The following is a 21821-nucleotide window of genomic DNA, read 5'->3' as shown; positions in this document are numbered from 1 at the left end:
CTCCAACGGGGGACCGGGGGACTGCGGCGTCGCTACGCGTCGGCGGTCTCGTTGTCGCCGCTCGAACCGCTCCCGTCGGACTCGCTCGACTCCTCGTACTCCACCTCGATGCCGCTCGGCACAGGCCGGAGGAGGTAGCGGCCGTTCCCCCGGAGCACCGGCGCGAAGTCCGCGGTGAACGTCGTCCGCGTGTTCTCGCGGATCTCGAACGACTCGTTGAACTTCAGGGGCGCGTTGCCCGGGAGGTCGACGGTCGCGTCGCTTCCGTCGGTGAGCGTCCCGTCGGCCGACGACACGTCCAGCTGGAGGTACGGGTACTCGCCCGTCTGGAGCTCGCGCTCGTCGATCAGCTGCGTCTCGCCGTTCTGAAGCTCGACGAGGTCGGCCTCCTGCGGCTCGTCGAACTCGAAGTACTCCCGGCCCGCCTCGCCGTCGTCCTCACCGTCGGTCTCGTTGCCGCCGGCGTCCGCGTCGTCGCCCCCGTCCGCGTCGTCGCCGGTGTCGGTCTCGTTGCCGTCCTCGTCGTCCGACTCGGCGCCCTCCGGCCCGAGCCAGAACCCCTCGACGGTGACGACGAGCGACTCGAAGTCGTCGATGTCCGCCGGCTGGTCCGTGACCTGCGTCGCGAGCGTCCCCGTCGCGCGGCCGACGCAGCCGGCGAGGCCGGCCGCACCGAGCGCCGCGGCGCCGGTCGCCTGAAGATAGCTCCGGCGGTCGAGCGCGTCGAGGTCGGGCTTGCGGTCCGTCACGTTACGCACCCCCGTCGGCGTCCGTTCCGCCGTCCGCGTCGCCTTCGCCGGCGCCGTTCCCGGCGATGTCGCTCACGGTCTCGCCGAGGTCGTCGACGCCGCCGTCGAGGAACTCGTTCACGCTGTCGAGGATGCCGCCGACGAAGTCGGGCACCTGGTCCGGGAGGTCGCTCGGCGGCCCCGCGTCGCCGGAGGCGTTGTCCGGGCCGGGCGTCGCCGCGACGGCACCGGCGGCCGCGCCGGTCCCGATCAGTACAACCGTAGCCAGCGCCACGAGCAGCGTCGTTCGGAGTGCGTTCATTGCGACTCGACCTCGGGCCCCGATACCCTTTAATGGCGCAAGCCGTTCAGCCGAGTTTCGCCCGATTTAACTGGGTTTAACGGCCGTGAGAGCCTTTGAAACCGGTATCTCGTCGAATCGACGAGTTGCTTATAAAAGACCGCGAGCGGTGGCCGGTTCGATCCTCGCTCGCGCGGCGGGATGAGATTCCGCTCGCGCAGCAGCAGTCGATGAGATCCCGCTCGCGCAGCAGCGTGCGATCCCGACCGCCCGGCCGCGTCCCGAGGCCGGACGGAACCGCTCTGTTGAAACACTCAGCAAGTGACATTTGGCCCGGTTACGGTCCGTACAGGACAAGTGCCTATGAAAGTGAACTTATGACCGAACAGTAGAGACAAGACCTTTACTTGGGTACCTGTCACAGTATCGTATGGTCAGCCTTCCGCTGATCGGATTTGGAGTTATATCTATATTCATAGGCGGGATGTTCGCAGTGTATCCCCCTGTTATGGATAAGTACTATCGCATCGCGCAGTCATGGGGGACAAAACAAACTGCGGCTGATATCGAAATGTCTCAACTATCGATCACTGTCGGCCGGATCGCAGGTGTTGTTATCGTGTTCTATGGTATTAGATTTGTATTTCTCGGATTGTAATACATGAGCCGGATTTCGTGAAAGTGTACCGCTTAATATGACACATACGCTGCTCTGATCGACCGGCTGTTTCAGTCGATATATGTCCGAAGGATAGGGGTAGATCCGACGGAGCGAGTTTCGGCGATCCGGCGCGGTTCGCTCTCGTTACGGCTCCAGCCGGTTCGGGTCGCGGGGGAACATGATCGCCTCCTTGATGTTGTCGAGGTCGGCGACCTTCTGGACGAGGCGGTCGATGCCGAGCCCGTAGCCGCCGTGCGGGGGCGTGCCGTAGCTCAGGGCCTCGATGTAGAACTCGAAGTTGCTCGTCTCGACGCCCTCCTCCCCCATGACCTCGACCATGCGCTCCACGTCGTGCTCGCGCTGCCCGCCCGAGGAGAGCTCCTGGCCCTTGTAGATGAGGTCGAACTTCCGGGAGGCGATGTCGTCCTCCGGCACGTCCTGCATGTAGTAGAACTTCTCGTCGGGGTAGCCGACCACGAAGAACGCGGGGTGGCCCTGCTCCTCGAAGTGCTCGCCGAGGAGCTTCTCACCCTTCGTGTCGAGGTCGGTCGGGTCGTCCGGGAAGTGGCCGAACTCGGTTTCGAGGATGTCGAGCGCCTCGTCGAAGGTGATCCGCGGGAAGTCGTCCTCGGGGACCTCCAGGTCGACGTCGAGGAGGTCGAGCTCGCGCTCGGCGTTCTCGGCGACCTCGCTGAGCGCGTAGCGCAGCGACTCCTCTTGGACGTCCATCACGTCGTCGTGGTCGTCGATGTACGCCAGCTCCACGTCGAACATCGCGATCTCGGAGACGTGGCGGGAGGTGGCGAAGTCCTCGGCGCGGAACGCCGTGCCGGTCTCGTAGACGGCCTCGTAGCCCGAGGCCATCAGCATCTGCTTGTACAGCTGGGGGCTCTGCGAGAGGAACGCGTCCTGGTTGTAATAGAGGATCGGGAACAGCTCCGCGCCGCCCTCGGCGCCACCTTTCGAGATCAGCGGCGTCTTGATGTCGACGTACCCCTCCGATTCGAACCACTCCTCCATCGCGGTGATCAGCTCGGAGCGGAGGGTGAACACCGCGAGCGTCTCCGGCTTCCGGAGGTCGAGCGCGCGGTTGTCGAGCCGGGTCGAAAGGTCGACCTCGATGTCCTTCGAGATCTCCAGCGGGAGCGGGGAGTCGGCCTCGTCGATGACCTCGTACTCGGTGGGCGCGATCTCGACGCCCCCGGGCGCCTGGTCGCTCTCCAGCGGCTCGCCGACGACGCGGACAACGTCCTCGGCGCCTACGTCTTGGACGGCCTCGAACAGCTCCGGCTCGCGCTCCTCCTTGAAAACGATCTGAATGAGGCCCTCGCGGTCGCGCACGATGAGGAAGACGAGGCCCCCAAGGTCGCGGATCTCGTGGACGTGGCCGGCGATGGCGACCTCGTCCGCGTCCGGTTCGACGTCCGACGTGTGAATGCGCTCGATCATGGCGGTGACTGCTTACGCGCAACTGGTCGGGCGGTCGGCATAGGCCTGTCGTCTCGTCGTCGACGGAACCGAACGCGCGCGCCCGCTCCGGCGGATTCTCGGCGGCTCTCGGGTCGAACACACCGTGGCATGTGGTCGCATAACTAACATAATTTTAATACAAAACCGACATTGGACGTGAACGACGGCGCACCCCGCGCCGCGGATCCCGACCATGACCCGTTCCATCCGCTCGACGCTCGCGCGGTCCGCGAGGGTCGCGTCCCTCGGGTGGAACGGGACCGGCTACGGGATTCCGACCCCACGGTCCGTCCGCCCGACCGCGTGACGCGCGTCGGCTGGGGAGGTTTCCCCGCGGGACGGACCGCACCCCGTTCTCTCCAGCCGCCGCTGTCCGTCGCGCGCGTCGAGTCGGACGACCGTCACCCTCGCGAGCGCCGCCGCCGGCGACCCCCGTCGTCGCCGCGGCGTTCGAGGACGCGGACCGGTCGCCCCTCGGGTCGCGGCCCGAGACGGCGACCGGCCGCGCCGCGTTCGACTCGCGGCGAGGGCGTATGGCGGCAGCCATCCACACGCCGTCGGTCGAGGCGGCGGTGACCGTCCGCGTCTCGCAGGCGGCCACCGGCGACCTCGTCGCCGGCGCCAGAGCACAGATCGAGCGAATCGACGGCCTCCGCGTCGAGGAGATCGAGATCGCCGGCCTCCGGCCCGGCCTCAACGACACCACGGTCGAGGCGGTCGCCACGCTCGCGGTCGACGAGGAGGCGGTCTCGCGGGCGGAGTTCGGTGCCGCCGAAGATGTCGTCGCCGACCGCGTCCGCGAGCGCCTCGCCGACGGCTTCGGCGTCGACCCCGAGCGCGTCGAGCGCGTCGACCCGCCCGACTGACGGGCTGGTCGCTGGAGCGGCGTCCCGCTACTCGTCGGCGAGGTGCTCCCGCACCGCGGCCTCCGCGCGCCGGAGCACCTCGCGGATCGGGAGGCCCGTCGCCTCCGCGACCGCGGCCGCGTCGTCGTACTCCCCGCTGACGTCGTAGACCTCCCCGTCGGTCGTCGAGGCGACCTTCACGCTGACCTCGTGGTCGGCGCCGTCGACCCGGAGGGTTGCCGTCTCGAACTCCCGTTCCGCGATCCAGCGGTGACTCGCCCCGGACTGGCGCACGCCGAGCGTCCCCGTCTCGCGCGCGAGGCGCTCCGCGACCGCTTCCGCGTCCCCCGGCTTACAGATGACCTTCACGAGGTGGCCGGGCCGGGACTTCTTCATCGTCGTCGGGACGACCGTCACGTCTCTCGCGCCGGCGCGTTCGAGCGTGTCTTGGAGCCCGCCGAGGACTTCCGGCGCGGCGTCGTCGAGGTTCGTTTCGAGGACCGCGATGTCGTCGCGGACGAGACCGCCGCCCACGGTCCGACCCCGGTCGGTCTCGCTCTCCGCCCGTCCCCCGTCGCCGACGAGCGCACGGAGGACGTTCGGGTGGCGCTCGAAGTCGGCGTCGCCGGCGCCGTAGCCCGCGCGCTCGACGGCGAGATCCGGGACGGCGTCGACGCCCTCGGCGACCGCGCCCAAGATCGCGGCGCCCGTGGGCGTGAGCAGTTCGCGGTCGAGCGGCCCGCCGACGACCCGGAAGTCGGCCCGGCTCGCGATCTCGGTCGTCGCCGGGGCCGGGACCGGGTAGGTCCCGTGGCTCATCTCGACGGTCCCCCCGCCGGCGGCGACAGGCGTGGTGACCACGCGCTGCGGGTCGAGGTCGGCGAGCAGCAGCGCCGCGCCGACCACGTCGGCGATCGCGTCGTCGGCGCCCACCTCGTGGAAGTGCGTCTCGTCGAGGTCGGTCCCGTGGACCGACGCCTCCGCGCGGCCGAGCAGCTCGAAGGCGTCGAGCGCGGTCGACTCGACCGAGTCCGGGAGGCCCATCGACTCGACGAGGGCGACCACCTCGCGGTAAGAGCGGTGGACGCCCGCGCCCTCGGCGTGGGTCTCGTCCCGAGTGGCGTCCGTCTCGTGGTGATGACCGTGGTCGTGGTCGTGGCTATGGTCGTGACCGTGACTACGGTCGTGGTCGTGGCTGTGCTCGTGATCGTGATCCTGCTCGTGGTCGTGACTATGATCGTGATCGTGGCCGCGATCCGAATCGGCGTGTCCCGCGTCGTCGCCGTCGACGAGGACGTCGACGGTCGTTGCGCGGATCCCGTTCTTCTCCGTCTCGCCGACCGCGTACCGGACCGGAAGCGCGTCGCGCACGGGGTCGAGGACCGCGGGGTCGGCGCCGGCCGCGATCAGCGCGGCGCAGATCATGTCGCCGGCGGCGCCGGTCCGACCGTCGTAGACGAGCGTTCGCATGGCTCCTCCGAGGCGACTGCCGGACAAATACCTCCGGATCGACGGGCCGCGAGTCCACGGCGAAAACGCACGCTTACGACGGGGTTTTATGACCGGACTCCGTACCGTGCTATATGATCACACAGCCTATCGCGGCCGCCGATCGGACCGGAGGAATCGGCGGGCCGGGCACGGGCAACAGGCTTATTCCCGGACCGGATCCAGATACGACCATCCCCCGCGAGGAACCATGAACGAAGTCCAACTCGAAGTGGCGAAGGCGTACCCGAACGACTCGGGGCGCGGCATCGCCCGACTCGACCCCGACACCCTGCTCCACCTGAAGCTCTCGCCCGGCGACATCATCGAGATCGAGGGCGCGGAGACGACCGCCGCGAAGGTCTGGCGCGCCGACCGCCAGGACTGGAACACCGACACCGTGCGCGTGGACGGGTTCACCCGGCAGAACGCGGACGTCGGCATCGGCGAGCGCGTCACCATCCGGAAGGCGGAGGCCGAGAAGGCCGACAAGCTGGTGTTGGCCCCGCCGGAGGAGGCGTCGGTCCAGTTCGGCTCCGACGCCGCCGGCATGGTCAAACGGCAGATCCTCAAGCGCCCGGTCGTCGAGCGCGACATCGTCCCCGTGATGTCGTCGACGAACCACCCGTTCATGCGGTCGCCCGGGCAGGCGATCCCGCTGATCGCGGTCGAGACGGAGCCCGACGGCGTCTGTCTCATCACCGAGGACACGGAGGTCGAGCTCCGCGAGGAGCCGATCTCCGGCTTCGAGAAGACGGGCGGCGGGATCACGTACGAGGACATCGGCGGGCTCCAGTCTGAGATCCAGCGCGTCCGCGAGATGGTCGAGCTGCCGATGAAGCACCCGCAGATCTTCTCGAAGCTCGGCATCGAGCCGCCGCAGGGCGTCCTGCTCCACGGGCCGCCGGGGACCGGGAAGACCCTGCTCGCGAAGGCGGTCGCCAACGAGACCTCGGCGTCGTTCTTCTCGATCGCCGGGCCGGAGATCATCTCGAAGTACTACGGCGAGTCCGAACAGCAGCTCCGCGAGATCTTCGAGGACGCGAAAGAGGAGTCGCCCTCGATCATCTTCATCGACGAGCTGGACTCCATCGCGCCGAAGCGCGAGGACGTGACCGGCGAGGTCGAGCGCCGCGTCGTCGCGCAGCTGCTGACGATGATGGACGGGTTAGAGACCCGCGGGCAGGTGATCGTCATCGGCGCGACGAACCGCGTCGACAGCGTCGACCCCGCGCTCCGCCGCCCGGGCCGGTTCGACCGCGAGATCGAGATCGGCGTCCCCGACGAGGTGGGCCGCAAGGAGATCCTCCAGATCCACACCCGCGGCATGCCGCTGTCTGACGACGTGAGCTTAGACCACCTCGCCGACGAGACGCACGGCTTCGTCGGCGCCGACATCGAGAGCCTCACGAAGGAGGCCGCGATGAAGGCGCTGCGCCGGTACCTCCCCGAGATCGACTTAGACGAGGAGGAGGTGCCCCCGAGCCTCATCGACCGGATGATCGTCAAGCGCGACGACTTCTCCGGCGCGCTCAACGAGGTGGAGCCGTCGGCGATGCGGGAGGTGCTCGTCGAGCTCCCGAAGATCTCGTGGGACAACGTCGGCGGGCTCGAAGACGCCAAACAGCAGGTACAAGAATCCGTTGAGTGGCCGCTCACCTCGCCGGAGAAGTTCGACCGGATGGGCGTCGACGCGCCGAAGGGCGTGCTGCTGTACGGCCCGCCCGGCACCGGGAAGACGCTGATGGCGAAGGCCGTCGCCAACGAGACGAACGCGAACTTCATCTCGGTGCGGGGGCCACAGCTGCTCTCGAAGTGGGTCGGCGAGTCGGAGAAGGCGATCAGACAGACCTTCCGGAAGGCCCGGCAGGTGAGCCCGACGATCATCTTCTTCGACGAGCTGGACAGCCTCGCGCCATCGCGCGGCCAGGAGATGGGGAACAACGTCTCCGAGCGGGTCGTCAACCAGCTCCTGACGGAGCTCGACGGCCTCGAAGACATGGGCGACGTGATGGTCATCGGCGCGACCAACCGGCCGGACATGATCGACCCCGCGCTGCTGCGCTCGGGGCGGTTCGACCGGCTCGTGATGATCGGCCAGCCCGACCAGGAGGGCCGCGAGCAGATCCTCGACATCCACACCCGGAACACGCCGCTCGCGCCCGACGTGAGCCTGCGCGAGGTCGCGGAGATCACCGACGGCTACGTCGGCTCCGACCTGGAGGGGATCGCCCGCGAGGCCGCCATCGAGGCGCTGCGCGACGACGACGACGCCGAGGAGGTCGAGATGAAGCACTTCCGGCGCGCGATGGAGTCGGTCCGCCCGACCATCAACGATGACATCCTCGCGTACTACGAGGACGTGAGAGAGCAGTTCAAGGGCGGCGGCGGCGAGTCGCTCCGCGACACCGGCGGCCGCATCGGCTTCCAGTGAGCGCCTGAGTCGCGGGGGGCGCGGACCGCCTTGCCCACTGCGAGCGACCGTTTTTGCCTGCCGGCCTCGAAGGAGAGACCGATATGTCCGACGACGTGACCGTCGACGTGGAGGTCGAGGTGGAGGTCGACCGGGACGAACTGGAGGTCGAACGCGAGGACGCCGAAGTCCTCGAAGCGACCTACGAGGCCAACGGGATCGAGATCGAGGTCGAGGCCGAGGTGGAGGCGCACGGCGGGAACGAGGACGAAGCCGACGAGGGCGCGGTCGACGACGGCGACGGCGAGGACGACGAGGCAGAATCCGAGCACGTCGAGTAGCGACCGACCCGTTCCGCTCCTTTTAACCTCGACAGCGACCAAGCGGAGGCATGTCCCAGCCCCGCGTCCCCGGCGGCGACGAGAACGCGCTGGAGCTACCCTGCGGGGAGACGGTCGGCGTCGGCGAACTGGACCTCGGGATGCGCGAGTACGAGTGCGCCTGCGGCGAGACGCACGCGGTCGTGATGGACGTTCACCCGCCCGAGCGGTTCCTCCCGGACTTCCTCGTCGAGGTCCTCCGCGAGGCGATCGATACCACCAGCGAGGAGATGCCCGAGTTCGACACGCCGCACCTGCTCGGCGTCGTCTTAGAGGAGTTCCCCGAGGCGGTCGTCGCGCACGACGCCAGCGAGAACGCCGACGTCGGGTACGCGATGGTGTGGATCACCGAGTTCGACTCCCGCCGGCTCCACGAGATCGTCGTCGAACTCGTCGTCGAGCTGATGGAACACGCCGTGAGCCACGCGGACGACGACGAGGCGCTGTCGGCGTTCGAACGGGAGATGGTCGAGTTCGACGTGAGCGAGTTCGTCGAGCAGTACCGCGCGGAGCGCGACCTCGAGGCCGAGGACCCGTACGCCTGAGTCCGGGTCGCCACCCAGTTTCGAACGCGCAGCGGAACTCTTCCGAAAGCCGGTTAACGGGCGTCTCGCGCCCGCTGTCAGACAACCGTCCGACTTCTGTCTCACTGAACCCTATATGTTCGGAGACCGTACGTAAGACGTATGAGCGCCGGTGAATACGACCGGTACGAGCGGATCCGCGGCGTCCTCGCCGAGGCCGACGAGCCGCTGACGGCGCGGGAGATCCTGGCGCTCGTCGAGGAGTGCGACGAGTGCGAGGAGATCGGCAGCCCGCACCGGGTCGCCACGGTGCTCGGGCGGCGAGCCGAGCGCGGCGAGGTCGAGGTCATCGCGGGGCAGCCGTACCGATACCGGCTCAAGGCCTGAGCGTCGTCCCCGTCCGACGCTCGGCTCCCGCGCCGACGCCCCGCCACTCGGGGCGATGAGCCGGCGGTCGTCCGATCCCCCTCCTACGGCGTGACTATCAGATCGAACCGGTAGACGCCGTCACGGTACTCGACGACGACGTTCCGGAAGTCGACGCGCTCGTCGTAGCCGTCGATCGGTTCGAGGTCGTCCGCGATGGCGAGCGCGTCGAGGGCCTCGGTCAGTTCCGCCGACGGCGGTGCCCCCTCCTCGTAGCGACGCGGCTCCTCGGCGATGGCGTCGTCCAAGACGCCGGCGGCGGCCTCCGAGAGCCCGGCGTCGTCCAGGTCGCGTTCGACGATGGCGTCGCGCGCGTGCGCCGCGAACTCGCGTCGAGAGTCGCTGAGCTCGGTGATCGCGTACGTCCACTCCGGAACGTCGACCGTCCGCCGCTCGGCGACCGCTCGGAAGTACTCGCCCTCGTAGTCCACGAAGTCGAACGACGGCGAGGGGACGAGTTCGCTGGCGTCCGCGTCGAGCCCGTGGTGGAACTCGACGGTCTGGAGCTCGTCGAACTCGGGGTCGCCGAGGAAGCCGTCGTGACCCGCGTAGACCGCGTCGAGCGCCGCGTCGAGCACGCGTTCGTCCTGGTCAGCGAGGCCGAACGGCGGCGCCGCGACCGTCGCGTCGTCGGGCGGGCTCTCGTCGACCCGTTCGAGCGCGAAGTGCCACCGGTCGCGTCGGCGGATCCGTTCGTCGACGATGTCGACCTCGTAGAAGGTGCCGTCGCGGCGGAGGAACGTCGGGCGCGGCCGCGTTTCGGTCCCCCACCTGTCGCGGCCGACGAGGGGCCACTGTCTGACGGTCACGCTCCCCGTGTCGAACAGCTCCGAGAGCCAGGCGGCCTTCGCCTCGGTCGCGAAGTCGACGCGGGTCACCGCGTCGATTTCCGTCGGGTCCGGCCACAGGTACGGGCGCTCGATCGACGACAGGTCCAGTTCGTCCGCGATGAGGGAGTACGCGTCGAGGTCGCCGGCGTTCAGACAGCCGGCCGTGGCGGCGGTGGCGCCGGCGACGCCGAACAGTCGGAGGGCACTGCGGCGGGAACAGCGCATGTCACTCACCGAATTCCCGACATCTCGGTAAATCCCTTGTGGTGGACCCCTCAGCGCACCGAGACGGCGAGGCGACGAGGAGATCGTGTGGTATCGTACCGACCACCGTGGTAAGATGTAGCTTGCGAAAATCGCAAACTCGTTGCGAGATTCGTACTCTACCGCCGACCTTATTACGATGAGCGTATTCCGTCCGCGTAATGAGCGAGGACCGGACGATTCTCCTTATCGGCAGCGGACCGATTCAGATCGGACAGGCGGCCGAGTTCGACTACTCCGGCGCACAGGCGTGTCGGGCCCTCCAGGAGGAGGGCGCCCGCGTCGTCCTGGTGAACTCGAACCCCGCCACGATCATGACCGACCCCGAGACGGCCGACCGGGTGTACATCGAGCCGATCACGCCCGAGGCCATCGCGGAGGTCATCCGCATCGAGGAGCCGGACGGCGTCATCGCGGGGCTCGGCGGGCAGACCGGGCTCAACGTCACCGCAGAACTCGCAGAGGAGGGGATCCTGGAGGAACACGACGTCGAGGTGATGGGGACGCCCCTGGACACCATCTACGCGACGGAGGACCGCGACCTGTTCCGCCAGCGGATGGAGGGCCTCGGACAGCCGGTGCCGAAGTCGACCACCATCTCCTTGGACGACGACGAGTCGGTCACCGACTTCGACGAGGCGGCCTTCCGCGAGCGCGTCCAGGAGGCGGTCGACGCGGTGGGCGGTCTCCCCGTCATCGCGCGGACGACGTACACCCTCGGCGGCTCCGGCTCGGGCGTCGTCGACGAGTTCGAGGAGCTGGTCGAGCGCGTCCGGAAGGGGCTCCGCCTCTCGCGCAACAGCGAGGTGCTGATCACGGAGTCCATCGCGGGATGGGTCGAACTGGAGTACGAGGTGATGCGGGACGCCGACGACTCCTGTATCATCATCTGTAACATGGAGAACATCGACCCGATGGGGATCCACACCGGGGAGTCGACGGTCGTCACGCCGTCGCAGGTGATCCCCGACGACGGCCACCAGGAGATGCGCGACGCGGCGCTCGAAGTGATCCGCGACCTGGGCATCCAGGGCGGCTGTAACATCCAGTTCGCGTGGCACGACGACGGCACCCCCGGCGGCGAGTACCGCGTCGTCGAGGTGAACCCGCGCGTCTCGCGCTCCTCCGCGCTCGCGTCGAAGGCGACCGGGTACCCGATCGCCCGCGTCACGGCGAAGGTCGCGCTCGGCAAGCGGCTCCACGAGATCGACAACGAGATCACCGGCGAGACGACGGCGGCCTTCGAGCCCGCCATCGACTACGTGGTGACGAAGGTGCCGCGCTGGCCCATCGACAAGTTCGACGACGTGGACTTCGAGCTCGGCACGGCGATGAAGTCCACCGGCGAGGCGATGTCGATCGGCCGCACCTTCGAGGAGAGCATGGTGAAGGCGCTGCGCTCCTCGGAGTACGACCCCGCCGTCGACTTCGACGCGGTCGGCGACGACGAGCTGGAGTCGGAGTACCTCGAACGCCCGAGCCCGGACCGCCCGTACGCGATGTTCGAGGCGTTCGACCGCGGCTACTCGGTCGACGAGGTCATCGACCTGACGGGCATCCACCGCTGGTACGTCGAGCGCTTCCAGAACATCGCCGAGGGCACCGCCGCGGCCGCCGAGGGCGACTTCACCGAGGCCGCGATGGTCGGCCGCACCGACGCCGAGATCGCCGCGACCGCGACCGCCGGCGGCGTCGACGCCGACGTGGGGCAAGTCGAGAGCGCCGTCCCCGACCGCACCTACAAGCAGGTCGACACCTGCGCGGGCGAGTTCGAGGCCTCCACCCCGTACTACTACTCCGCGCGCCTGCCGGAGTTCCTTCAGGGCGCCGACACCGCCGGCGCGGCGAACGAGGTCCGCGTCGACCCCGACGTCGAGAGCGTCGTGGTCGTCGGCGGCGGGCCGATCCGCATCGGGCAGGGCGTCGAGTTCGACTACTGCGCGGTCCACGCGGTGCGCGCGCTCCGCGAGCTGGGCATCGACGCGCACGTGATCAACAACAACCCGGAGACGGTCTCGACCGACTACGACACCTCCGACGGGCTGTTCTTCGAGCCCATCTCCGCCGAGGAGGTCGCCGACGTGATCGAGACGACCGGCGCCGACGGCGTGATGGTCCAGTTCGGCGGGCAGACCTCCGTCAACGTGGGCGAACCCCTCAAGACGGAGATCGACCGCCGCGGGCTCGACTGCGAGATCATGGGTACCAGCGTCGAGGCGATGGACCTCGCCGAGGACCGCGACCGCTTCAACGTCCTGATGGACGAGTTGGGGATCGCCCAGCCCGAGGGCGGCACCGCGACGAGCGAGGCGGAGGCGCTGGAGCTGGCCCACGAGATCGGCTACCCGGTCCTCGTGCGCCCCTCCTACGTGCTCGGCGGGCGCGCGATGCGGGTCGTCGAGGACGACGCGGAGCTCGAGGAGTACATCGAGGAGGCGGTCCGCGTCTCGCCCGACAAGCCCATCCTCGTCGACCAGTTCCTCGACGACGCGGTCGAACTGGACGTCGACGCCGTCGCCGACGGCGAGGACGTGCTGCTCGGCGGCGTGATGGAACACGTCGAGAGCGCGGGCGTCCACTCGGGCGACTCCGCGTGCATGATCCCGCCGCGCTCGCTCGGCGAGGAGACCCTCGGGCGGGTCCGCGAGGTCACCGAGGACATCGCCCGCGCGCTCGACACGGTCGGCCTGCTCAACGTCCAGCTGGCGGTGACCGGTGTCGATAATCCCGAGGCGGACAGCGAGGTGTACGTGTTGGAGGCGAACCCGCGCTCCTCGCGCACCGTCCCGTTCGTCTCGAAGGCGACTGGCGTCCCCATCGCGAAGCTGGCGGCGAAGGTGATGACCGACGACCTGACGCTCGCCGACCTCGACGCCGACGAGCAGATCCCTGAGCACCGCTCGGTGAAGGAGGTCGTCCTCCCGTTCGACCGCCTGCCGGGCTCGGACCCGCGGCTCGGCCCGGAGATGAAGTCCACGGGCGAGGTGATGGGCACCGCGACCTCCTTCGGAAAGGCGTACGACAAGGCGCAGGACTCCACCGGGAAGCCGATCCCGGAGTCCGGCACCGCCGTCGTCGACCTCTCGGCCGAGGAGTTCCCGGACCCGGGCACCGAGGCGGGCGAGGCGCTCGTCGACGGCTACGCCGAGCACTTCGAACTGAGCGAGGCGACGGACCTCATTGAGGCCGCCAAGCGCGGCGACCTCGACCTCATCGTCTCCCGCCAGCGCGACCTGCTGGAGGTCGCCGTCGAGGAGGAGATCACCTACTTCTCGACGCACGCCTCCGCGAAGGCGGCGCTGGAGGCGCTCGACCACGCGGGCGACGACCTCGACGTGATGGCGGTCTCCGACCGCCCGAAGCGCGTCGAGCGGTGGGGCGCCGCGGAATAGCCGCGGAGGCGACTCGGCCGATCGGACGCTCTTTTTCGGCTCGTGAGGCCTCAAAACCCGATTTACCGTCTGTATTTAACTCCAATGGCGACGATCTGAGACGGTGTGACTTCGCAACTACTTCAGGCGGGCCTGCTCGCCGACCCGACCGCTGCCGTGGTATCGCTCGCCGTGACCGTCGTGACGTTCGTCGTCTCGTTCCTCGTGCTCTACCTCGTCGGGAAGTCGGTTCTCGTCAGGACGACCAAGCAGGTGTTGAATCAGCGCGACTACTCGCCGGCCATCGTCAGCCTCTCGTCCAGCATCGCGGGGGCGATCGCGCTGTTCGCGGCCGTCGCCATCGCGGCGACGGTGGCCGGGTTCCCGATGATCCTCGGGGCCTTCGCCACCATCTTCGGCGCGCTCGCGCTGGGGTTCGCGTTCGCGGCGAGCGACATCGTCCAGAACTTCGTCGCCGGCGTGTTCATCCTCAAGGACAAACCCTTCGAGATCGGCGACTACATCGAGTGGGGCGGCAACGGGGGGATCGTCCGCGAGATCGACCTCCGCGTCTCGAAGCTCGACACGTGGGACAACGAACAGCTCACCGTGCCGAACGGCGACCTCGCCAACGCGGTCGTCAAGAACGTTCAGGCCAACGACACCCGGCGGGTCACCGTCGACTTCGGGGTCGATTACGGCACCGACGTGGACCGCGCCCGCGACATCCTCCTCGACGAGGCGGCGAAGACCGACGGCGTCCTCGCCGACCCGGAGCCGGCCGCACCGCTGACCGCGCTCGGCGACTCCGCCGTCGTGTTCAACCTCCGTGTGTGGATCGACCCCGCGGAGACCGGGGCCGGCGGCGTCAAACACGCGCTCACGGAGACCGTCATGCGCCGCTTCGACGAGGCCGACATCGGGTTCCCGTACCCCCACACCGAACTCGTCGGCTCGCTCAACGTCAACCAGATCGGTCGGGACGCGACGGCGGACGACTGACGGCTCACAGTGCTTCGAGCGTCGCGCGGTCCACCTCGGTCGCGGGCATCGTCTTGCCTCCGTACTCGGCGACGAACGACTCGACGTCGCCCTTCTCGCTGAACGGGATCAGGTCGGGCCCCATCGCGCCGATCACCTCGCTGCGCGCGACGACGGTGAGGGAGGGCTCGCGGGCGAACGCCTCGCTGTCGACGTGCGAGGAGAACATCGTGTCGCCGCCCTCCTCGAACACCTCCTGCTCGACCGCGGAGTAGTCGGTGAGAAACGTCGCGAGCGGCGTGCGCCCGGTGTCTTCGGCGTCGAACCGGTACGTGTACGTACAGGTGGCGCTACAGAACTGCGCCGGGCGACCACCCTCCGGTTCGTCGTCCTCGAAGTGGACCTGCCCGACCGTTCCCGGGTGGTCCGCGACGATCATCCCGCACTGGTCGCATGCTTGGTCGTCGTCGATGGAGACCGGGGCGATCGAGTTCGACCCACCGCCGGCGCAACCGGCGACGGAACCGATCCCTGCGGCGGCGATTCCGGCGAGCACTCGACGCCGCGGGACGCTCATCGAGCTGGCGGGCGTTGGAGTCGATGGGTCGCGTTTCGTCATGGCCAGATTTGGAGTACCTGCCTCTTAGCCCCTCTGGACGCGTTCAGCGGCGCGTTCGAGGAACGAACCAGACGCCCTAAGTCGCCGGCGATCGAAGTGCTCGCGTGGCAGTTTTCGACCCCGCTACCGCCCGGTCGTGTCGCCTCGCGGTCGTCGGCCTCGTCGCGCTCGCGGCCGTGGGGACCGCGGGCGCGTTCGCCGCGGACCCGAGCGAGTCGGTCCCCGAGCCGGTGCGCTTCGAGGACGCGGTCGAGTTGGGGCTCTCCTCGGAGACGGACGCCCTGATGGCGGGCGATGCGACGCTCCCGCGCGTCCAGGTGTTCTACTCGCAGCTCCAGTACGTCGTCGGCTACAACGGGATCGCCTCGTTCGTCGACTCGCGCGGAGACGGGCGGACCGAGCGACAGTTCGGCTACCCGCTCGTCGCGTACGTGGAGACGTTCGATCACCGAGACCCGGGCACGACCGAGTCCGGACTCTTCGCGGCGGGCGGGGCAGGTGGGTGGACGCCGGTGGACGAGGCGTTCTACGTCGTCGGCAGCGACGCCGAGACGCCGTCGGGCGAAGTCGTCGTCCCGTTCCGCGGCCGCGAGGCGGCGGCGGCGTTCGCCGACGACCACGGCGGGTCGGTCGTCGGGTGGGAGGCGGTCCGGACCCGGTCGTACGACGTCGACTCCGCGGCGACCGTGCGGTCACTCGCCGCGGACCGCTGGCGGACGGCGAACCAGCGGCTCGCGGCCGCGGAACGGCGCGCGGACCGACCGGTCTCCGTCGTCGTCGGCGAGGACGCCCCCACCGTCTCCGCGGCGGTCGCGGCGGCGCCGCCGAACACGACAGTCCGCGTCCCGCCCGGGACCTACGAGGAGACGGTGACCGTGAACCGGTCCGTGACGATCACCGGCGCGGGCGCCGGGCGGGGCGACGCGGCCGCGACCCGGATCGTCGGCAACGGCACCGGCTCGGTGGTCACCGTCCGCGCGGCCGACGTGGCGCTCACGGGGCTGCGAATCGCGGGAACGGGGAACCGGACCCGGGACCCGGAAGCCGCCCGTCAGTCCCGCGACCCGGAGGGCGGTACGTGGGACACGAACATCCAGCTCGGCTACGGCCACGGCGACGCCGGAGTGAAGGCCGTCGGCGCGCCGGGCCTCGTCGTCGACGAGGTGGTCGTGGACACGAACGCGAGCGGGCTCCTGCTGCGATCGGGTTCTCACGCGACCGCGAGCGGGCTCGTCGTCCACGGGACCGACGAGTGGCAGGCGGGGTTCATGGGCATCACAGGGATGGAGTCGCGCGTCACCGTCACGGACAGCCGGTTCGAGGGCGGGCGAGACGGGATCTACCTCCACCGCGCCGACGGCTCCCTCGTTCGGAACTCGACGTTCGTCGACAACCGGTACGGGACGCACCTCATGTACACCGGGGACGCGCTGGTCGCGGACAACGTCTTCCGAAACGAGCTGTTCGCCGGGGTGACCGTGATGACGCGGCCGGCCGGGAACGCGATCGTCGGCAACGACGTCCGCGACTCCAGCGCGGGGATCCAGGCGTCGGGAACGCGGACGTACGTCGGCTACAACACGCTCGTCGACAACGAGCTCGGCTTCTCCACGAGCGCCCGCGGGTCGCTGTACGAGCACAACGTCGTCGTCGGCAACGAGCTCGGGGCGCGGGCGACGACGGTCGTCCCCTCCAGTCGGGTCGTCGCCAACGACTTCGTCGGCAACGCGGACCACGCGGCGGCCGGGGCCGGCGCGCTGCGCGTGTGGGCCGACGGCGGCCGGGGGAACTACTGGGAGGGCGCGAACGTCGGACCGCGCGGTCCTAGCGAACGGGCGTACCGCCCGACGTCGCCGGTCGACGGGGCGCTCCACCGGACGGTGAGCGCGGTAACGGTGCGCGAGTCCCCCGCCGCGCGGCTGCTCGACGCGCTCCGCGGGACCGTGCCCGGGGCGCGCTCGGGGAGCATCATCGATCCGGCGCCCGCGGCCGAACCGTATCACCCCGACCGGCTCGCCGCCGTCGCGGAGTCGGACGGCGACCCGGTCGAGTCGTCGTGGCGCTCCGCCGCCGGAGCGGACGGGAACGCCACGGCGACCGCGGAGGGGGCCGGATGAGCGACCGCACGCTCGCGGCGCTCAACGGCGTCACGCGCACCTACGGCGGCGTCGCGGTGCTCGACGACGTCTCACTGTCGGTTGGGACGGGCGTCACCGCCGTCATCGGTCCCAACGGCTCCGGCAAGTCGACGCTGCTCGGGGTCCTGAGCGGCGCGGTCGAACCCACCGCGGGGACGGTCCGGTACCCCGAGGGCGGTCCGCGCTCGGGGTCGGAGAAGCGCGTCGGCTACCTCCCGCAGCGGGTACCGTTCCGAGACGGGTTCACCGCCCGAGAGACCCTCGGGTTCTACGCGGCGCTCGCTGGCGGCGACCCCGACGCGGCGCTGGCGGCGGTCGGGCTCTCGGACGCGGCCGGGAAGCGGGTCGCGGACCTCTCCGGCGGGATGCGGCGGTTGCTCGGGATCGCACAGGCGAGGCTCGGCGACCCGGACGTCGTCGTCCTCGACGAGCCGACGAGCGGGCTCGACCCGGAGATGCGAGAGCGGGCGTTCCGCGCGGCGGCGCGGGCGGGCGGCGACGCCGCCGTCGTCGTCAGCTCGCACGACCTCGACCTCGTCGACGCCCACGCCGATGCGGTCGTCGTCCTCCGCCGCGGCCGGGTCGCCGCGGCCGGGCGCCGCGAGCGCCTCCTCGACGAGCGGGGGGTCGACGACGTCGCGGCGCTGTACCGCGCGGTCGCGGCCGGCACCGACGGGGCGTCGTCGCCCGCGGGCGGCGGGGCGGAGGAGGGCGGAGAGAGCGGCGGAGCCGACGCCGAGTCGGTCCACGTCACGGGGGTGTCCGACCGGTGAACTCTCCGTTCGGCAGCGTGTGGGTCGTCTTCCGGCGCGAGCTGGTCACGGTGCGCCGGACGCCCGGGTACGCCGTTCTCGCTGCCGGGCTGCTTGTCGTCCTCGCCGGCCTCGTCGCGGTCGGGGGCGGCGGCGCGACCGGGTTCGTGCCCGCGGTCGTCGACCTGCTGTTGCCCGCCGAGGTGCTTGTGCCGCTGCTGGCGGTCGTGCTCGGGTACCGCTCGCTGTTCGCCGACGCCGCGAGCGGGGAGCTCAGCGTGATCCGGACGTATCCGGTGAGCGCGACCGGGTACGTCCTCGGGGTGCTGCTCGCCCGGACGGTCGCGCTCGTCGCGCTCGTCGGCGGCCCGTTCGCGCTCGTCGGCGCCTACGTGTGGCTCACCGCCGCGCCGGACACGGGCATCTTCGCGACGCACGCCGGTGTCGACTCGCCGGTGCTTTTCGTCCGCTTCATCGCGCTCGTCGTGCCGTTCGGCGCGGCGTACCTCGCGCTCTCGGCGGCGGTGTCGACGGTCGCGACGAGCCGGCGGAGCGCGGTCGCGCTCGCGCTCCTCGCGCTGCTCGGCGGCGTTCTCGCCGGCGACCTCGCGGTGCTTCGATCGCTGTCGGCCGGGGCGTCGCCGGGCGGGATCGCCGGGTCGGTCGCGCTCTCCCCGAACGGTGCGTTCCGGGGACTCGTCTTCGAGCACGTGATCGGGGTCGCCTTCGCGCCGGAGGGCGGGTTCGTCGAGACCGGGCGGGCGGTGGCCTCGCTCGTCGGGTGGACCGTCGGCGGGACCGCCGTCTCCGTCGCCGCCGTCGCGTTCGGGCCCCGCGTCGGCGTCGCGGTCGAACGCCTCCGCGGGAGCATCGGCCGGTAGACGCGTCGCTCGGCTCAGTCCGAGGCGGCGTCGTCGCCGACCGCGCCGGGCGCGTGGGCGTACACCGCATAGAGGACGGTCGCGGCGATGAGGAAGTCCAGGCTGTGCGCGAGGAGGTGGTGGACCGGCATCGGCACGGCTCCCAGAACGGTCCCGACGCCGACCACCGACCGAGCCAGGAGCGCGCCGACAGCGAGGGATATCAGTCGGTACTGCGCCTGCCGGCGGCGTCGGTAGGCGGCGAGGCTGACGGCGAAGAGGAGACTCGTCCCGAGTCCGGCGGCGACCACGACCGCCAGGATCGGCAGCGACCCCTCCACGGACCATCCGGCGAGCGCCGACACCGACCCCGAGAGCGACTGCGTCACACCGGCCCTTGGGAGCCGACCGACAAGAAGACGTGCCCCGCCGCCGTTCCCAGAGCGAGAGACCGCACGGGCGCCTTTTATTCCGAGCGGGGGTAGGTCGACCTATCGAAGATGGCGGACACCAGAGACAGGATCCGACGCCACGTCCGCGACGTCCCCGGCGTCCACTTCAACCGGATCGGCCGCGAGCTCGACATCGCGACCGGACAGGCGCAGTACCACCTCCGCCGGCTCGTCCGGGACGGCGAGCTCGCGGTCGAACGCATCGGCGGGCGCGCGCACTACTTCGATCCGGCGGTCGACCCGTGGGACCGGCGGACGCTCGCGTTTCTCAGGCGGGAGACGGCCCGCGAGATCGTCGTCAGGCTCCACGCCGACGGCCCGACCCGGCCGGCGGCGCTCGCCGACGACCTCGAGCTCGCGAAGAGCACGGTGTCGTGGCACGTCTCGACGCTCGCGGACCACGGGATCGTCGAGAAGTCCCCCGACCGGCCGATGACCGTCGCGCTGGCGCGTCCGGACCGGACGGCCGCGCTCCTCGACGAGGTGTCGCCGTCGCTGCCCGACCGGCTCGTCGACCGCTTCGTCCGCACGGTCGACTCGCTCCTCGACGCCGAGGGGTGACGGCGTGGGCGCCGGGCGAGGGGGTCGGCGTGAACCGGGCTCGCGCCCGTTCGCCGATCACACCAGATCGGTTAGCGACCCTGCGGTCGTTGATCCTGTATGGACGTCCTCATCGATACCGGGGCGCTTCGACTCGTCGACGCCGTCGGAGCGGCGACCTGTGAGCCGAGCGGCTCCCTGTACGCGACCGAGTCGCTCGGCCTCGGCGTCTTCCTGCTCGTCGGACTGCTCGGCGGCGCGCACTGTCTCGGCATGTGTGGCCCGCTCGTCACCACCTACGCCGATCGGATGCGGTCCGGGCAGGCCGGCGGCGGTCGCGGGCGAGACGACGACCTCACCCTCCGCCAGGTGCGCCAGCACGCGCTCTTCAACCTCGGACGCACGGCGAGCTACGCGACCCTCGGCGGGGCCTTCGGTCTCGCCGGCAGCCTCGCGTTCGTCACGGGGCGGACGGTCACCGGCGTCGCCGACGACGTTCACGCGCTCACCGGCATCTTCGTCGGCGGAGTGATCATCGCCGTCGGCGCGCGCTACGCGCTCCGCCTTCGGCTGGAGTCCGTCCCGATACCGGGGTTCGACCGGGCGGCGAGCGCGGTGAGCGACCGGATCGTCGCCCGCGTCGACGCCTGGGTCGGAGACTGGCGGATCGTCGGCCTGGGGGCGGCGCACGGCTTTCTCCCGTGCCCGCTCCTGTACCCGGCCTTCCTCTACGCGTTCGTCCAGGGGAGCGCGCTCGGGGGAACGGTCGCGCTCGGCGCCCTCGGCCTCGGCACCGTGCCGTCGCTGCTGCTTTTCGGTACGGTGTTCGGGTCGATGCGTCTCGAAACGCGGCTGCGGATCCACCGGGTGCTCGGCGTCGCCTTCGTAGCCCTCGGATACGTCCCACTCCAGCACGGGCTCGCGACGCTCGGCGTGCCGCTGCCGCACCCGCCGATCCCGTACTACACCCCGTTTTGACTCGGGCGACCGACTCGCCGCGCGCTCGCTCCCGCGAGACCCGGGCCGCTCGCGTTCGTCGATCGCACCAGACGCGTTATGCGCCGCTCGCCCCTTCGCTCGGGTATGAAGCGACGAACGCTGCTCGCCGGCGTCGGAACGGCCGCCGCCGGCTCCGTCGCGGGCTGTACGTCGCGCCTGTTCGGTGGAAGCCCGGACGACGTCGTGCTCGATCCGCAGTCGGACCAGCTCGCGGACAGCGAGGACCTCGCGTATCCCGCGTACGGTCAGCCGCTCCCGTCGTTCGAGCTGCCGGCTCCCCTCGCGGACGAGACGTTCGACAGCGACGAGCTCGACCGGACCGCCCTCGTGACCGGCGTGTTCACGTTCTGTCCCGCGGAGTGTTCGATCCTCCTCCGCCAGTGGGCGACGGTACAGCGCCGCGTCGCGGCGGCGGGGCTGACCGACGACACGTACTTTATCCCGATCACGTTCGATCCGGAGCGCGACGACGCGGCGGCGCTCCGCGACAACGCCGAGTCGATCGGCGCCGACCTCGAGGCGGGCAACTGGATCTACCTGCGGCCGGAGACGCCGGCTCGCGCGAAGGCGGTGGTCGAGGACCGACTGGGGATCGGCTTCGAGCGGACGACAGAGAGCGACCGCCTCCCGGGCTACGACTTCACCCACCTCGTCGTGACCCTGCTCGTCAACCCCGACGGCGTGGTCGAACGGGCCTACCGCGGCGAGCGGATCGACCCGGAGCGCGTCGCGGGAGACATGGAGCGCGTCGTCGCCGCGTTCGACGACGAGTGACACCC

At 70.1% G+C, this 21821-nt stretch carries 21 protein-coding genes; 14 read left to right on the top strand and 7 right to left on the bottom strand.

Translation table 11 applies throughout. The annotated features are described in order from the left end of the window. Positions 1 to 32: 32 nt before the first annotated feature. Positions 33 to 749: a DUF4382 domain-containing protein gene (locus DVK05_RS13940; RefSeq protein WP_121564262.1), complete on the bottom strand. Its 717-nt coding sequence runs from the start codon at positions 747 to 749 to the stop codon at positions 33 to 35. Between the two features lies 1 nt (position 750). Next, positions 751 to 1050 carry a hypothetical protein gene (locus tag DVK05_RS13935; protein ID WP_121564260.1) on the bottom strand — a complete coding sequence of 100 codons (300 nt, stop codon included), beginning with the start codon at positions 1048 to 1050 and terminating at the stop codon, positions 751 to 753. 409 nt (positions 1051 to 1459) lie between these two features. On the opposite strand from DVK05_RS13935, the gene DVK05_RS16970 reads away from it, so the two are divergent. Next, positions 1460 to 1687, top strand: coding sequence for a hypothetical protein (locus DVK05_RS16970; RefSeq protein WP_147437792.1), 228 nt, complete (start codon positions 1460 to 1462; stop codon positions 1685 to 1687). A gap of 147 nt (positions 1688 to 1834) precedes the next feature. On the opposite strand, the gene aspS is transcribed toward DVK05_RS16970, so the two are convergent. After that, complete coding sequence (gene aspS, locus DVK05_RS13930) at positions 1835 to 3139, bottom strand: aspartate--tRNA(Asn) ligase (protein WP_121564258.1); 1305 nt, start codon at positions 3137 to 3139, stop codon at positions 1835 to 1837. 554 nt (positions 3140 to 3693) lie between these two features. Here aspS and DVK05_RS13925 point away from each other — a divergent pair. After that, positions 3694 to 4026, top strand: a complete 333-nt coding sequence (locus DVK05_RS13925; RefSeq protein WP_121564256.1) for a hypothetical protein — start codon at positions 3694 to 3696, stop codon at positions 4024 to 4026. A gap of 27 nt (positions 4027 to 4053) precedes the next feature. Here DVK05_RS13925 and larC read toward each other — a convergent pair whose 3' ends face one another. Next, positions 4054 to 5475: a nickel pincer cofactor biosynthesis protein LarC gene (gene larC / locus DVK05_RS13920; RefSeq protein ID WP_121564254.1), complete on the bottom strand. Its 1422-nt coding sequence runs from the start codon at positions 5473 to 5475 to the stop codon at positions 4054 to 4056. A gap of 229 nt (positions 5476 to 5704) precedes the next feature. On the opposite strand from larC, the gene DVK05_RS13915 reads away from it, so the two are divergent. The 4 genes from DVK05_RS13915 (at position 5705) to DVK05_RS13900 (ending at position 9197) form a co-directional block, all read left to right on the top strand. Then, on the top strand, positions 5705 to 7927 hold the full coding sequence (locus tag DVK05_RS13915; RefSeq protein WP_121564252.1) for a CDC48 family AAA ATPase: 2223 nt from the start codon (positions 5705 to 5707) through the stop codon (positions 7925 to 7927). Between the two features lie 83 nt (positions 7928 to 8010). Next, entirely contained in the window at positions 8011 to 8247 is a 237-nt protein-coding gene (locus DVK05_RS13910; RefSeq protein WP_121564250.1) for a hypothetical protein, read from the top strand. Between the two features lie 50 nt (positions 8248 to 8297). After that, on the top strand, positions 8298 to 8831 hold the full coding sequence (locus tag DVK05_RS13905) for a DUF5815 family protein (protein ID WP_121564248.1): 534 nt from the start codon (positions 8298 to 8300) through the stop codon (positions 8829 to 8831). Positions 8832 to 8972: 141 nt separating this feature from the next. Beyond that, on the top strand, positions 8973 to 9197 hold the full coding sequence (locus DVK05_RS13900; protein ID WP_121564246.1) for a hypothetical protein: 225 nt from the start codon (positions 8973 to 8975) through the stop codon (positions 9195 to 9197). Positions 9198 to 9280: 83 nt separating this feature from the next. Here DVK05_RS13900 and DVK05_RS13895 read toward each other — a convergent pair whose 3' ends face one another. Beyond that, positions 9281 to 10291, bottom strand: a complete 1011-nt coding sequence (locus tag DVK05_RS13895; RefSeq protein WP_121564244.1) for a hypothetical protein — start codon at positions 10289 to 10291, stop codon at positions 9281 to 9283. A gap of 200 nt (positions 10292 to 10491) precedes the next feature. Here DVK05_RS13895 and carB point away from each other — a divergent pair, with 200 nt between their 5' ends. Beyond that, entirely contained in the window at positions 10492 to 13722 is a 3231-nt protein-coding gene (gene carB, locus DVK05_RS13890; protein WP_121564242.1) for a carbamoyl-phosphate synthase large subunit, read from the top strand. 105 nt (positions 13723 to 13827) lie between these two features. Further along, positions 13828 to 14703, top strand: coding sequence for a mechanosensitive ion channel family protein (locus tag DVK05_RS13885; RefSeq protein ID WP_121564240.1), 876 nt, complete (start codon positions 13828 to 13830; stop codon positions 14701 to 14703). A 4-nt stretch (positions 14704 to 14707) separates the two neighbouring features. Here the strand turns inward: DVK05_RS13885 and DVK05_RS13880 are convergent, their stop codons facing one another. Beyond that, the gene (locus DVK05_RS13880; RefSeq protein ID WP_121564238.1) at positions 14708 to 15301 is read right to left on the bottom strand and encodes a nitrous oxide reductase accessory protein NosL; all 594 of its coding nucleotides are present in this window, start codon (positions 15299 to 15301) and stop codon (positions 14708 to 14710) included. A gap of 104 nt (positions 15302 to 15405) precedes the next feature. Between DVK05_RS13880 and DVK05_RS13875 the strand changes: the two genes are divergently transcribed. The 3 genes from DVK05_RS13875 to DVK05_RS13865 are packed head-to-tail and all read left to right on the top strand — an operon-like array spanning position 15406 to position 19072. Next, positions 15406 to 17418 carry a NosD domain-containing protein gene (locus DVK05_RS13875; protein WP_121564236.1) on the top strand — a complete coding sequence of 671 codons (2013 nt, stop codon included), beginning with the start codon at positions 15406 to 15408 and terminating at the stop codon, positions 17416 to 17418. Next, entirely contained in the window at positions 17415 to 18212 is a 798-nt protein-coding gene (locus DVK05_RS13870; RefSeq protein WP_121564321.1) for an ABC transporter ATP-binding protein, read from the top strand. The genes DVK05_RS13875 and DVK05_RS13870 overlap by 4 nt, the downstream gene beginning before the upstream one ends. Beyond that, positions 18209 to 19072, top strand: a complete 864-nt coding sequence (locus DVK05_RS13865; RefSeq protein ID WP_121564234.1) for a copper ABC transporter permease — start codon at positions 18209 to 18211, stop codon at positions 19070 to 19072. Before DVK05_RS13870 ends, DVK05_RS13865 begins: the two co-directional genes overlap by 4 nt. A 14-nt stretch (positions 19073 to 19086) precedes the next feature. On the opposite strand, the gene DVK05_RS13860 is transcribed toward DVK05_RS13865, so the two are convergent. Beyond that, positions 19087 to 19440: a hypothetical protein gene (locus tag DVK05_RS13860; RefSeq protein ID WP_053772605.1), complete on the bottom strand. Its 354-nt coding sequence runs from the start codon at positions 19438 to 19440 to the stop codon at positions 19087 to 19089. 111 nt (positions 19441 to 19551) lie between these two features. Here DVK05_RS13860 and DVK05_RS13855 point away from each other — a divergent pair, with 111 nt between their 5' ends. From DVK05_RS13855 to DVK05_RS13845, 3 genes are all read left to right on the top strand, one after another. Next, the gene (locus DVK05_RS13855) at positions 19552 to 20064 is read left to right on the top strand and encodes a helix-turn-helix domain-containing protein (RefSeq protein WP_121564232.1); all 513 of its coding nucleotides are present in this window, start codon (positions 19552 to 19554) and stop codon (positions 20062 to 20064) included. 99 nt (positions 20065 to 20163) lie between these two features. After that, positions 20164 to 21021: a sulfite exporter TauE/SafE family protein gene (locus tag DVK05_RS13850; protein ID WP_121564230.1), complete on the top strand. Its 858-nt coding sequence runs from the start codon at positions 20164 to 20166 to the stop codon at positions 21019 to 21021. A 105-nt stretch (positions 21022 to 21126) separates the two neighbouring features. Continuing rightward, positions 21127 to 21816, top strand: a complete 690-nt coding sequence (locus DVK05_RS13845) for an SCO family protein (protein WP_121564228.1) — start codon at positions 21127 to 21129, stop codon at positions 21814 to 21816. Positions 21817 to 21821 lie beyond the last annotated feature (5 nt).

Origin of the sequence: Halorubrum sp. Atlit-8R, assembly GCF_003666025.1 — an archaeon.
Lineage (GTDB): Archaea > Halobacteriota > Halobacteria > Halobacteriales > Haloferacaceae > Halorubrum > Halorubrum salinarum.
This window is presented reverse-complemented; position numbering and strand designations above follow the sequence as displayed.

Bases quoted from the DNA above. Each gene is read 5' to 3' on its own strand.
- DVK05_RS13935 (WP_121564260.1), bottom strand. From the start codon at position 1,050: ATGAACGCACTCCGAACGACGCTGCTCGTGGCGCTGGCTACGGTTGTA.
- DVK05_RS16970 (WP_147437792.1), top strand. From the start codon at position 1,460: ATGGTCAGCCTTCCGCTGATCGGATTTGGAGTTATATCTATATTCATA.
- aspS (WP_121564258.1), bottom strand. From the start codon at position 3,139: ATGATCGAGCGCATTCACACGTCGGACGTCGAACCGGACGCGGACGAG.
- DVK05_RS13925 (WP_121564256.1), top strand. From the start codon at position 3,694: ATGGCGGCAGCCATCCACACGCCGTCGGTCGAGGCGGCGGTGACCGTC.
- larC (WP_121564254.1), bottom strand. From the start codon at position 5,475: ATGCGAACGCTCGTCTACGACGGTCGGACCGGCGCCGCCGGCGACATG.
- DVK05_RS13915 (WP_121564252.1), top strand. From the start codon at position 5,705: ATGAACGAAGTCCAACTCGAAGTGGCGAAGGCGTACCCGAACGACTCG.
- DVK05_RS13910 (WP_121564250.1), top strand. From the start codon at position 8,011: ATGTCCGACGACGTGACCGTCGACGTGGAGGTCGAGGTGGAGGTCGAC.
- DVK05_RS13905 (WP_121564248.1), top strand. From the start codon at position 8,298: ATGTCCCAGCCCCGCGTCCCCGGCGGCGACGAGAACGCGCTGGAGCTA.
- DVK05_RS13900 (WP_121564246.1), top strand. From the start codon at position 8,973: ATGAGCGCCGGTGAATACGACCGGTACGAGCGGATCCGCGGCGTCCTC.
- DVK05_RS13895 (WP_121564244.1), bottom strand. From the start codon at position 10,291: ATGCGCTGTTCCCGCCGCAGTGCCCTCCGACTGTTCGGCGTCGCCGGC.
- carB (WP_121564242.1), top strand. From the start codon at position 10,492: ATGAGCGAGGACCGGACGATTCTCCTTATCGGCAGCGGACCGATTCAG.
- DVK05_RS13880 (WP_121564238.1), bottom strand. From the start codon at position 15,301: ATGACGAAACGCGACCCATCGACTCCAACGCCCGCCAGCTCGATGAGC.
- DVK05_RS13870 (WP_121564321.1), top strand. From the start codon at position 17,415: ATGAGCGACCGCACGCTCGCGGCGCTCAACGGCGTCACGCGCACCTAC.
- DVK05_RS13855 (WP_121564232.1), top strand. From the start codon at position 19,552: ATGGCGGACACCAGAGACAGGATCCGACGCCACGTCCGCGACGTCCCC.
- DVK05_RS13850 (WP_121564230.1), top strand. From the start codon at position 20,164: ATGGACGTCCTCATCGATACCGGGGCGCTTCGACTCGTCGACGCCGTC.
- DVK05_RS13845 (WP_121564228.1), top strand. From the start codon at position 21,127: ATGAAGCGACGAACGCTGCTCGCCGGCGTCGGAACGGCCGCCGCCGGC.